Source organism: Gordonia sp. IITR100, assembly GCF_002009645.1.
Taxonomy (GTDB): Bacteria; Actinomycetota; Actinomycetes; order Mycobacteriales; family Mycobacteriaceae; genus Gordonia; species Gordonia hongkongensis.
This window is the reverse complement of the sequence record NZ_MVKV01000031.1, coordinates 1-11,758: the sequence shown is the minus strand read 5'-3', so window position 1 is coordinate 11,758 and position 11,758 is coordinate 1. Positions and strand designations below refer to the sequence as shown.

At 59.3% G+C, this 11,758-nt stretch carries 12 protein-coding genes and 1 pseudogene; 2 read left to right on the top strand and 11 right to left on the bottom strand.

Features of this window, described 5'->3' with window-relative positions; all coding sequences use genetic code 11:
• Positions 1–72 precede the first annotated feature (72 nt).
• Positions 73–363 (top strand): annotated as a pseudogene (locus tag B1818_RS23475) (IS3 family transposase); the annotation flags it as partial.
• Between the two features lie 119 nt (positions 364–482).
• On the opposite strand, the gene B1818_RS23470 reads toward B1818_RS23475, so the two are convergent.
• Genes B1818_RS23470 through B1818_RS23425 form a run of 10 tightly spaced genes read right to left on the bottom strand, consistent with a single transcriptional unit; the run spans position 483 to position 10,592 of the window.
• Positions 483–2,123, bottom strand: a complete 1,641-nt coding sequence (locus tag B1818_RS23470) for a long-chain fatty acid--CoA ligase (protein WP_014928958.1) — start codon at positions 2,121–2,123, stop codon at positions 483–485.
• Between the two features lie 29 nt (positions 2,124–2,152).
• Positions 2,153–2,881, bottom strand: coding sequence for a hypothetical protein (locus B1818_RS23465; RefSeq protein ID WP_223258800.1), 729 nt, complete (start codon positions 2,879–2,881; stop codon positions 2,153–2,155).
• A gap of 6 nt (positions 2,882–2,887) precedes the next feature.
• Positions 2,888–3,844, bottom strand: coding sequence for an MlaD family protein (locus B1818_RS23460; protein ID WP_004023297.1), 957 nt, complete (start codon positions 3,842–3,844; stop codon positions 2,888–2,890).
• Positions 3,841–4,884, bottom strand: a complete 1,044-nt coding sequence (locus B1818_RS23455) for an MlaD family protein (RefSeq protein WP_004023296.1) — start codon at positions 4,882–4,884, stop codon at positions 3,841–3,843. Before B1818_RS23455 ends, B1818_RS23460 begins: the two co-directional genes overlap by 4 nt.
• Entirely contained in the window at positions 4,881–5,942 is a 1,062-nt protein-coding gene (locus B1818_RS23450) for an MlaD family protein (RefSeq protein WP_004023295.1), read from the bottom strand. Before B1818_RS23450 ends, B1818_RS23455 begins: the two co-directional genes overlap by 4 nt.
• The gene (locus B1818_RS23445) at positions 5,936–6,931 is read right to left on the bottom strand and encodes an MlaD family protein (protein ID WP_004023294.1); all 996 of its coding nucleotides are present in this window, start codon (positions 6,929–6,931) and stop codon (positions 5,936–5,938) included. The genes B1818_RS23450 and B1818_RS23445 overlap by 7 nt, the downstream gene beginning before the upstream one ends.
• The gene (locus B1818_RS23440; protein WP_004023293.1) at positions 6,928–7,941 is read right to left on the bottom strand and encodes an MlaD family protein; all 1,014 of its coding nucleotides are present in this window, start codon (positions 7,939–7,941) and stop codon (positions 6,928–6,930) included. The genes B1818_RS23445 and B1818_RS23440 overlap by 4 nt, the downstream gene beginning before the upstream one ends.
• Complete coding sequence (locus tag B1818_RS23435; RefSeq protein WP_004023292.1) at positions 7,938–8,975, bottom strand: MlaD family protein; 1,038 nt, start codon at positions 8,973–8,975, stop codon at positions 7,938–7,940. The genes B1818_RS23440 and B1818_RS23435 overlap by 4 nt, the downstream gene beginning before the upstream one ends.
• Before the next feature lie 8 nt (positions 8,976–8,983).
• Positions 8,984–9,847 carry an ABC transporter permease gene (locus tag B1818_RS23430; RefSeq protein ID WP_014928961.1) on the bottom strand — a complete coding sequence of 288 codons (864 nt, stop codon included), beginning with the start codon at positions 9,845–9,847 and terminating at the stop codon, positions 8,984–8,986.
• Positions 9,848–9,857: 10 nt separating this feature from the next.
• Positions 9,858–10,592 (bottom strand): ABC transporter permease, encoded by a 735-nt coding sequence (locus B1818_RS23425; RefSeq protein WP_033206584.1) that lies wholly within the window; start codon positions 10,590–10,592, stop codon positions 9,858–9,860.
• 259 nt (positions 10,593–10,851) lie between these two features.
• Between B1818_RS23425 and B1818_RS23420 the strand changes: the two genes are divergently transcribed.
• Positions 10,852–11,328, top strand: a complete 477-nt coding sequence (locus B1818_RS23420; protein WP_004023289.1) for a PaaI family thioesterase — start codon at positions 10,852–10,854, stop codon at positions 11,326–11,328.
• Between the two features lie 135 nt (positions 11,329–11,463).
• Here the strand turns inward: B1818_RS23420 and B1818_RS24265 are convergent, their stop codons facing one another.
• On the bottom strand, positions 11,464–11,604 hold the full coding sequence (locus B1818_RS24265) for a hypothetical protein (RefSeq protein WP_156422439.1): 141 nt from the start codon (positions 11,602–11,604) through the stop codon (positions 11,464–11,466).
• Between the last annotated feature and the right edge of the window lie 154 nt (positions 11,605–11,758).

Genomic DNA, 11,758 nt, shown 5'->3' with positions numbered 1-11,758 from the left:
CTCCCGCCGAAGTCTTTGGCGAACAACTACACTCGCTACAACAACCCAGTGTTGCATCGACCGATTGAACGCGCCCAATTCCGATCGCGAAAATTCGTACACGCCTTGAACACTCATGGACTCACGGGGTCGATGGGCAAAGTCGGAGCGTGCGGGGACAACGCAGCGATGGAGAGTTTCTTCGCACTCCTGCAACGCAACGTGCTCGACCGCCAACGCTGGGACACCCGCGAGCAGCTTCGGATCGCGATCGTCACCTGGATCGAACGGACCTACCGCCGCCGGCGCCGGCAAGCCCGCCTCGGTCGGTTGACGCCTGTCGAGTTCGAAGCAATGATCAACACCGCCGCTGCCGCGGCATGACACCCAAACTGTCACCTATCCGTGCAGCAGTCCCCATCGGCAAATGCATTGCTTCTATAGAAGTGTGCCCACCGAACGCTGACGACGTTCGGTGGGCACACTTGCGCCCTATAGCGGCGCTAATTCGATACAACCGGCAGCTCGCCCTGCTCATGCTTCGCGCGTAACACCTTCTTATCGAACTTGCCCACGCTCGTACGCGGTACCTGCTCCACGAACGTCCAGTTCTTCGGGATCCACCAGTGTGGGATCTCCTCCGGGCAATTTCTTAGGCACCACTCGTGAAGCGTGTCAGCCGACACCTTGCGACCCGGTACCGGAACCACCACGGCGAGAGCTGTTTCCTGCCACCGGGGGTCGGGCATCGCGACAACCGCGGCCTCGGCGACATCTGGGTGCGACATGATCCAGTTCTCGAGCTCCACTGACGAGATCCATTCGCCCCCTGACTTGATGACGTCCTTGGACCTGTCGGTCAGCGTCAGGTACCCGTCCGGGCTGATGTGTCCCACGTCTCCGGTCCGCAACCAGCCATCCCGAAACCTCTCGGCGTCCTCGAGCCGGTAGTAGCTGCCTGTGACCCACGGACCCCGCACTTCGAGTTCGCCGACGGACTTGTCGTCACGGGGAACCGGCAGGCCGCCCTCGTCGATGAGGCGCATCTCCACCCCGCAAATTGCCCGTCCCTGTCGCTTGCGGTACGACATTTCCTTTGTGGGGCTGATCCCGGCGGGAGGCCGACTTACCGCTGCAAGCGGGGACGTCTCAGTCATGCCCCACGCCTGGATAATCTGTACGCCGAAGCGGTCCGCAAACCCTTCGATCAACGACTGCGGGACAGGAGCTCCACCACAGGCGACAAGGTCGATTGATGACAAGTCGACACCCGGATTCGCGATACCGTACTGAAGAAGATCGTTCCAGATTGTCGGTACTGCTCCTGCCTTCGTGGGGCGATGCTGTTGGATCAAGTCGGCGAGCGGCGCCGCTTGAAGGTATCGATCAGGCATGAGCAAGTCCGCGCCGGCCATCAGCGACGCGTAGGGCAGACCCCAGGCGCTGGCATGAAACATCGGCACGACGGGAAGTACACGATCGGCTTCTGCGATCGCCAGAGCGTTACCAGTACACGCTGCAATGGAGTGCAGAAACACCGAGCGATGACTGTAGACGACCCCCTTGGGATCGCCTGTAGTGCCGCTCGTGTAACACATACCCGCAGCCGACCGCTCGTCGGGATCGACCCAAGAGAACATTGGTGATTCTGCTGCGAGCGCGTCATGGTATCGCATCACGGTCACGCCGTGGCCGTCGAGCGGGGAGGTGTCGCCGTCGCCGGTAACGAACACAACCCGAACCGTCGCCAAGCCCGGTAAGACCGCCGCCAACAACGGCACCAGCGACCCGTCCACAATGATGACCTTGTCTTCGGCGTGGTTCGCGATGAACTGCAGCTGAGCCGGTGACAACCGGATGTTCAGCGTATGCAGCACCGCGCCCATCGCGGGTACCGCAGCGTACGCTTCGAGGTGCTCCTGGTTGTTCCACAGCATGGTTGCCACGCGGTCGTCGCCGACCACGCCGACCCGGCGCAGAGCATTCGCCAGACGTGCGCATCGCTCTTCGAGATCGCCGTAGGTTGCGTACCGGGCAGAGTCGCTCGCGGAATAAGTAATCACCTGCCTATCAGTATGATTGGTTGCGACGTGACGCAGTATCGATGACACTGTCATCGGCACCTCCTGCATGGTGCTTTTCATCAAATTCTCCTTTCGCGGCGGACGCTGGATCATTCGGCAGGTCCGTAATCCTGGATCTGCCAGCCGTTCTCGGTCTTCAGCACGACTACTTTCAACAGTGTGGGGAGTTCGCTCGGCTGAGGGTTCTGAACATTCTGGGTCTTCTGGGTGGCGAAGACCAGCACCGTGTATTCCCCCCGGTTCTCGCTGGCGCTGCCGGTGACACTGGTCGCCAGTACGCGTCCCGACGCTTGGACCTTGGCCTGTTCCATGATTTGGGTCAGGGTGGGTTCGACATCGTCGTATCGCTTGACCAACGCATCGCTGGCATTCTCTTTCACTTCGGTAAAGAATGCGCCGGTGTTTTGGTAGCTGTAGGTGAGCGACTTTGTGGTGTAGTCCGATGCTGCCTGCGCTGCCTGCGCTCGTTGTGTGGCAGCGTTCTCCGCGGACGTCTTTGCTTCCCTCATGTCAATGTAGAGGTAAGCAAAGAGGCCGGCCAGCACCGCGAGTGCCACCACGAAAGCGCCGGCGGCCACCGCCTGGACGCGTGCTGATCTCCATCGGTGCCTGGCATCGGACGTCGGGGGGCTTGCCTCGTCCGGGGCGGGACCGTCTTGGGACGTCGCAGATTCTGTAGCACCAGTGGCGTCGCTGCGATCTGCTTTGTCGGAAGCCGCAGTCAGCTTATCCTCAGCGCTGCTGTCCTTGGATTCTGGTCCGTTGTCTTGTGCCGTCATTTGCTGCCTTCTGTGAATGCTGGTGTAGGAGGTATCCATCGGGCGTCAGCGAGGTGATGGCGTGACGGCGATCGGAATCTGCGCCTGCCCCCGATGTGACGCTGGGAATGTTCGAGCCAGAAGATCACCGATCGATCCGAAGTCGATGTATGTGTCTGCGACTTTCGCCGTCGCCGGCTTCACCGCGCGGGTAATGGCGACAATATCGGGCTGGAGTATCTGGATGTAGCCGCTGAGCTTTTCCACTAGCTTCAGGATCGGTGGCCATTTGTCGTAGGACGTAGAAGTGAAAACGATGAACGCACGTTGGATCCTCGCCAAACCGTCGACGGCATCCGGGGTCCGGACCGACGCGGTGCTGAGCACACCGCCCACGTTCGACATAAGGCCCAGGAGGAACTCGGCATTGTCCGCAGTGGTACGGACGGCACCGTCGTCACCGACGAAGTCCACGAGGCGGTGCATCATGTCTCCGATCGTGTCGAGGTCCTTTTGCCGGCCGTCGACTGCCGCCGAGATCGTTTCGTTGATGGACTGAATCGATGCTGGATCGAGCGCGTCCGCCACTGCCGACATTTTCGGGAGCACCTGGGGAACGGATTGCGACACGCGGATGGCGCCGGCGGGCACTAGGTCCCCACTACGCAAGTACTCACTGGTGGTTGTGCCCGGTGGGATGAAATTGATGTATTGTTCTCCCGCGACCGAGAGGTTCTGAATCGTCATGACACTGCCGCGAGGAATCTTATAGTCGGAGTCGATGGACATGTCGACGGCGAGCTGATTACCTGTGACGCGAATAGATGTCACTTTTCCCACCGGCACCCCCTCTAACATTACCGGTGATGTGTCTAGAAGGCCGCCCGAGCTCTCGAGTATGGCCGAGATCGCGTAGTCGGTGCGGAACGGGTTTACCCGTGCCACGTCGATGATCAAGTATGTCGCTCCGACGAGGAGAACGAGGACAAGGGCAACCAGCGATACGAGGGTGCTGCGGATCATGGCATCATTCCGATCGCTCGCAAGACGGTTATGAACGACTCGGCATCACGCCGCGCCAGTTCTCGGCCATCGATAGACACATCGGAGACGTTGATATCTGGCGAGCTGACGAATGGGATGAGCCTTTCGCGTATTACACGAGCCGCCTTGTCGGAAACATCCTTGGAGTAGATGTCCGAGTACGCGATGGACGCGACCACTGGCGCGATCGCGCCCACCGTTTCCTTGATGCGGGAATACTCAGGGTCGACGATACGGCCTGCGGATACCGCGAAGTCGCGCAGATTAGCGATGAGTAGCGCTACGTCAATTAGCGAGTAGCCCAGACCATAAAAGTTCACTCCCCCCTTGGTCAACATTCGGTCTGTACCTGACGGGTCGGCCAGGATCACTTTGAGTGTGCGATCGGCTGACTGCAGGATTACGTCGAGTTTGTCGGTGTTGGCAGACACCTCAGACACGGTGCGCAAGGTCGTGCGGTAGAGCGCATCGAACTGGGCGGGGTCACTCGGAAAAGTCGAGTTCAGCGTCGATATCGCGGTATGGATTTTATCGAGTTCACCCCCGCCCAATACGTTAGCCATACCCCGCATCACGTCCTCGACGTTGGCAGCCGGTTCGGTGCGTGAGAGAGGTATTACCGATCCCGCGCGCAGCAAGCCTTGGGTGGACTGCTGTGCAGGGGGAAGGATGGCCACATAAATCTCGCCCAGGAGAGTGTCTTGGCGGAGTTCCGCGCGCGAATCTTCCGGCAGCTGGGCGTCTTTATCAATTCGGGCAGCAACCAGCGCGTGGCCTCCGTCGTAAGCGACGCTGGTGACGGCACCGACGTCAATCCCTCGAGAGAGGACTTTGGCACGGGCAGGCAAGTTCAGAGCACTCGTGAACTCGATCTCGATGTCGTAGCCGTCTCGGGCGGATGATCCACCGATGGTCGGCGGGTTGTCAGCACTGATGCTGCAGGCGGCGAGGGCGATAGTCGCTACGAACAGCGTCACGATCGCGGCCGTGACACGACGAAGGTAGCCGTAGATCATCATCGAGGTTGCCCTCCGATCAAGTTGGCGATCGTCGCCGCTTCGTTACCCGTCGCGCAAACGTCCTTGACGGAAGGAGGAGCGCACGCGTTCTTGAGGGCCTGCAGTGGTACAGATATTGCGAATGCCCGCAGGATCGACTTCGCATCTGGATGCTCAACGATGAGGTCAGCTGTTCGAGCGGCGACGGACGCAAGTATGTTTTCTTGCTTGCCCGCTTGCGAGAGGAGGGGAACCGCAGCATCTCCAAGTGAGAAAATAGGTGGCCCGAAGTCAGACGATAGGCGCGACAGGATAGGGACGAAGGTGCCTGCGTACTCTGTTGCGGCGCCGAATGTTTGACCGAAAGCAACAATCACCTCAATTGCGCCTACGAAGTTGTCGAATAGCTGGGTCACCTCAGTACTGTTTTCGGTGGCAACACCGGTTAAGGTGGCGAGATTGGCTACAATCCTGCGTATCTGGCTATCACGCCGGGTCGGATCGTTGATTAGCGTGGCCGAGTCCTGGAGAATGCCGGATATATCACCCTGGGTCCCTTCCATGTTTTTCGAGACGAGTGTAAGTGCCTGAAGAATCGCATCCGTGTTACGTCCGTCGTCCTTGACGAGTTCGTCTGAAAGAGTGCTGATCGCGTCGAGCGTTTGACTAATCCCCAGTGGAGTCCTGGTCTTTTCCAGTGGGATACACTCAGCCGACTTGTAATATTCTCCGCCACGATAGGGATGGGTGAACTCGATTTGTCTTTCGGTGACAATCGAGGTGGACACCAGGGTCGCACCCACATCTGCGGGAAGCGGCACGGTCTTGTCGATCCGCATATCGACACGCACACCTTTCTGTCCCTCCTCGTGAATGCCTACGACCCTGCCCACCTTCTTGCCGAGCATCGCGACGGAATTGCCTTCGTACAGACCTGATGCGTCAGAAAACTCCGCACATAGTGATCGCGTGTCGTCGTCGGCTGTCGCATAGTCGATTCCGACGCCGCCGATCACTACTGCCAGTGTGACAATGGTGGCGATCGGGATCAGATGCCGACGCATCCGCTCCGTCAACATTTGTTATCACCAATCGGGATACAGACGCGGACGGTCGGTTCAGGACTCGCAGGTCCGACCTGCGGAGCATTGAGGAGAATGCTCAGTCTTCTGGTGATCTGATCGACCTGGGCCAGCGCGTCTTGGTAGGCGGGCATCTGGGCCGACACCTTGTTTAGAAGGATCTTAAACTGCTGTACCGATGGTTCTATACCGTCGCGGTACGCGACAAGCGGCCGGGTCAGCAACTTAAAAAGACGACGTAGATAATCGAACCCGCTCTGGACGTTGGCGATGTCTGGTCCAAGGGTGCGGGCAAGGAAGCTGAGCTGGCGTAGGAAGTCCACGAGTACCTGCTTGCGGTTTGCGAGGGCAGCGACATACTCGTCGGACAAAGCCACCGTCTTGTCGAGTTGTGCGTACTGACGCTCCAGCAAGTCCATCAGGCTGCTCGCGTTTTGCAGGGCATCAGGGATATTGGTGTTTCCGTCGGAAAAGGCATCCTGTAGCAACGCCGCCGTGCGCCGTAGATCAACACCACGCACGTCACGGAACACCGGTGTAGATGTCTCCAGGGTGCTGGAAATATCATAGGTGCTGCCTGTCTGCACCAGTGGGATCGCGCCGTCAATGGCCGACGGGCCTGAACCTGGGTCGAGGTCCAATACACGTCCACCGATAGGGGTGAGGAGACGGACGTTCGCCGTCGCGTCCGACCGAACGGCAATCGAGTCATCCAGCCGGAACCGCACGGTGATGAACGTTCCGGTCAGGTCGACCGACGCTACCTTGCCTTTCCTGATCCCGGCGATACGTACCTGGTCGCCAGCTTCCAATCCGCCGGTATTGACTAACTCCGCGCTGTAGATAGTTTGTCCGGGCGGCGAGATATACACAGCTCCGGCGGCGACGAGACCGGCCACCGTGACCATCGTTACGACCCCCGCCAGGATGAGGTCCCGCCGACGCTGCGGGCGGTGATGCGGACGCTTGCCGAAGAAACGGGTCACTGGCACACCACCAGTCGTTGACCCATCAGGGCGATCTGCACTGTTCTCGGTAGGTCGAGCACCCCTCGGGCACACCCTGCCGCCGAGGGCGGGGGAGTCGCGTTGGATGTTGCGGCCAGGGCGTCCAGGAGCGGCTTCAGGAGAACGGCACCATTCAGTAGGCCTTCTGTATCCCCTGGCTCCCGCACTAATCTCTGAAAGATAGCCGCGAAGCTGGTGTCGTAGGTCGACTCGATCTGCTCACCGGCGAGTACAGTCTTTGCCATCGAACGGTTGACCTCTCGCAGCGAGGCCCGCAGTCGATCGCTCACGCGGCTGAACGCATCGACGATTGACCCCAATTTGTCTATCAACTCAACCAGTTCAGCGGAGCGCCCCATCAACTGGTCGGACACCTGCCCCAGGCTCGTCACAATATTGGTGATGATCTCTGAACGCTGGTTCCCGTAATCAGTGATGTTCGCGACTTGCTTCATGACTGGTGCGATACCTCGACCGTCTCCCTGGGCAACCCGTAGAAGGTTCGACTGAAGCTCGTTGATTTCCGCAGTATTCAATGTATCGAATACTGGTTTGAAACTGTTGAATAGTGTCGATACGTCGAAGGACGGGACGGTCTTCTCGAGTGCCACCTGTGTGATCGAGTCCTGGTCGGCGCCTTGTCCGGCATTGATGAGTTCCACATACCGCTGCCCCAGCAGATTTTGGTAACGCACAGCGGCAGTCGTCGCGGGGGTAATCGCGACACCGTCATCCAGTTGGAAACGGACGATCGCTGTTGAGCCCTCGAGATCGACAGCCGTTACATATCCCACTTTCACTCCAGCGAGTCGTACCCCGTCGCGGGGCTTGAGTCCGGAAGCGTCGGCAAACACCGCGGAACGCTGCGAACTGGGTGACCCTTCGTTGGTCGGCTGCAGAATCGCGATGATGACATATGAAAGGACTCCGATGAGAGCGATGAAAGCGACGATTTTAATGATTGTGGGTGTTAGCGACCTCAGAGTCATCGCGTGGCACCCCCCATTCTCAATGCGCCTTGTAGGGCAGGCGACGTCTGGACCACCAGTGCTAGCTGGAGCTGGACCCGTTCGTTGAATTTCGGCAAGGCTTTGTCGATGCCATCGAGGATCTGCGGGATCGTGTACACCGTGCGAACTAGCCCCGAGGCGGATCTGGCGACGGGCCGCGCTAGGTCAAGGCCGACGTCTAACAGCGAACTCAGGGCTGGGTAATTCTTATCGAGCAGGCCGCCGAGCCCACCGAAAAGAACCTTTCCCGTGTCGCCGAGATTACTCTTCGTGCGGTCGATGTTTTGTTGGGTGGCGAAAAAGTCAGCGATATCGACGTTCTTCAAGACGCCAGGGACAAACGGCGTCATGAAGTCGGCGACTCCGGTGGACAGGTTAGCCGCAATTCCTAGGTCCTCCCCGACCGGCCGTTTCTGGACATCTCGCGTGAGTTGCGCAATCTGGAGAACGAGTCTTCCGCTATCAGCCATTGCCTGCGAGTCCTCAACGATGAACCTCACTACCGCTTCAAATGAGGGCTGGTCCAGTGCCTCGACCAGCGTGGAGATCTTGCGAACAAGCGTTGACACCGAGGTCTGTTCAGATTGCAACCTGCTCACGTAGACACTCCCGCCGGAACCGATGGGTGGTCCTTGTCCAGGATCTACGATCTCCAGTGCAGTTGGTCCCAATGCGTTTGACGAGGTGTAGTTCACCGTCATGCCCTGCCGGAGAACTAGGTCGTTACCGGAACCGGTGAGGTTGATTTTGACCGCCGCGCCACGGTCTCGAACCGCGATGCTCGAGACCTCCCCCACGGTGAACCCAAGGTACTTCACATCCGATCCCCCCTTCAATCCGTCGCCTATCGCGTCGGTGTTGATGGTCAACGACGTGTGATCGCTGAAGTCGCCGTTAGCGTCACTTATCAGTAAGTAGGCAGCTATCGCGCCGAGGATCAATAGGGCGACCCCCCGAAGGGCCAGGTTCCCGTGCGACGGCTCGCGTCCGGACGGATCATGAAAGACAGCCACTGAACCCCCTACCCTGAAATCCGTACGCCGGAATCGAATCCCCACATCAGAAGGGTCAAGATCATGTCCTCCACGACGATGACTATGAGGCTCGTGCGGATCGCTCGACCGGACGCTCGACCCACCCCCTCAGCTCCGCCTGTGGCGAAGTAGCCCTGATAGCTATGGATAATCACTACAGAAATGACAAATACAAGAACTTTGATAAGCGAGAAGGCAAGATCCTGAGGTTTGAGGAACTGGTCGAAATAGAAATCGTAAGTGCCGCCGGATTGGCCGTGAACTTGTGTGACGACGAGTTTGGCGGCCCCGAATCCGAGAATAAGCGCGACGATGTACAAAGGAATCACGGTCGTGATCGACGCAACTACGCGAGTGCTGACGACGAATGGAATAGGACGTACCGCCATAGCCTCGAGAGCGTCGATCTCCTCGGAAATGCGCATCGAGCCGATCTCAGCTGTCAACCGGCAGCCGGCTTGTGCTGCGAACCCGATCGCCGCGATCATTGGCGCAAGCTCTCGGGTGTTGGCATAGGAAGAGATGAACCCCGTCAGTGAACCCATCCCTACGAGGTCCAGAGAGGCGTAACCCTGGATACCGATTGAGGCGCCGACGGCGATGCCGAGGATGGCGAGGACGATGGCCGTTCCACCACCGACCAAGACTGCACCTCTACCCCAGGCGAATTCTTGTATGTAGAGCAGGGTTTGGCGTCGGTAGGTGGTGATCACATGGCGGATGCCGAGGACCGCGGCGATCACAAAGGTCGCGACGTGCCCCAAGCGTTCAGGTACGTGTACAACTGGCGCGATCACGGCTTCGACAGGGCGGGTGGCGGCGGAGAACCTCCGGGAGGGAACGGTGGTCACGAGGCGTTTCTCATCCAATAGTTTGGGGGACGAACATGGTTGTTAATTGCGTGATAAAGACATTGATCACGAAGCATGCGACGACGCCCAGTACTACGGTGGCATTTACTGAGGTTGCGACGCCTTTAGGGCCGCCTTTCGTCGACAGGCCGCGGTGACAAGCAATCGTCACCACTACAAGTCCGAACACAAGCGATTTGCATAGAGCGACAACGATGTCTGTTATCGATGCGAACGAAGCGAACGAGGCGACGTAGCTGCCTGGTGTGATGCCTTGGACGTCGACGCTGATGGCGTAGCCCGCCAGCAGCCCGGTGAAGACGATTAGCATGCAGAGCAGCGGCGCGGTGATCAACACAGATACGAACCGGGGCGCTACGACTCGCCTGATCGGATTGAGTCCGAGTGTCTCCATGGCAGCAATTTCTTCGCGAATCGTTCGAGCACCCAAATCAGAGGCAATCGCTGATCCGGCCGCGCCCCCGAGTAGGAGGGCGGTAACGATGGGCGCTCCCTGTTGAATAATCCCGAGGCCACCAGCGGCGCCAGCTATTGACGTGGCCCCAACTTGCTGAGTGAGGCTACCCACCTGTACTGACACGATGACACCGAATGGCACAGCTACGAGAATCGCCGGCAGAGTTGTCACGACGATGACGAACCAGGTCTGCGATACGGCTTCGCGAAACGGAAATCGTCCTGTAGCAATGTCTACTGCTACCCACCGCAGGGCCTGACCAGCCAAGCCGACGGTGTTACCAAAAGTGGCAGCGCCGTCTAGCAGACGGTTGACGCCTGTGCCGGTGGTGATGGCCATCTCCCCCCCCTAGTGCGCGTGGTGTGCGCCACTCCATTCGCGTGTGCGTAATGGACAGTATCAGGTACTGGCAGTATTACCTATAGTGGTGAGCACAGACCGTGTTCGGGACCGGTTCCCACACCTCATCGATCCCCCCGCACCCTGTTGCGTAGGTGGCGGGCTGAGTTAAGGACAACGATCAGAGATGACCCCCGAAGCAAGACTGCCGGCACACTCGTCCCAGTGCATGGGCTGCGGAAGCAGCAACCCCCACGGACTTCAACTTGAGGTCTACCGGAGCGGCGAGCGGGTGTACGCCGATCACACCTTCGACGAGAAACACCTCGGCGCGCCCGGGTTGGCGCACGGTGGCGCGATCTCGGCCGCCTGCGACGACATCATGGGTTTCACCCTGTGGATCGCGCGGACCCCCGCGGTGACCCGCACCCTGACCGTCGAATACCGCCGGCCGGTCCCGCTGCACACTCCCATACGTCTCACTGCCTGGATTGACCACGAGTCGGATCGCCTACTGCACATCGCGGCCGCCGGATCGTTCGATGAGCAAACGTACTTCACCTCTAGCGGTGTTTTCGTCAAGGTCGACGTTGCTCACTTTCGACGTTATGCCGACGTATCAACAATCGATGACTTCTTCGCCAACTTCACGCGGTCAGACTGACGCCGCACGCGTCTCCGTTCTGCGCGCCGCCAACTCTGCGAGGTACGCGACCACGTTCGGCGATCCACCGCCAGCGGTCAGGCTGCGACGGTCAACAGGGCTGGAACTGCAAACGCTCGGCCTTCCACTGCCGGTTCAGTAGCGACAGGAAAACAACACCGCAAGGACCGGCTTGACCGCGAGGGTCAGGCCGAGCGGATTGCCCGCCCACCAGTCGCGGCGCTGCAGCATCAGGCTCGTACACAGCGGCTGAACCATAACGGTCACCGGCAGCACTGTTCTCACAGGATTGGAGGGGAGGGCGGCGAGCTCCCTCGAATGTGCAGCTCTCTTCCTTCCGTCCTGGCTACAGTTGAACCGCCCCGGGTCTGTCGGAGGCTCTCGAACCTGTGAAGGATGGAGAGCATGGCAGCACCACGCAAGTACAGTG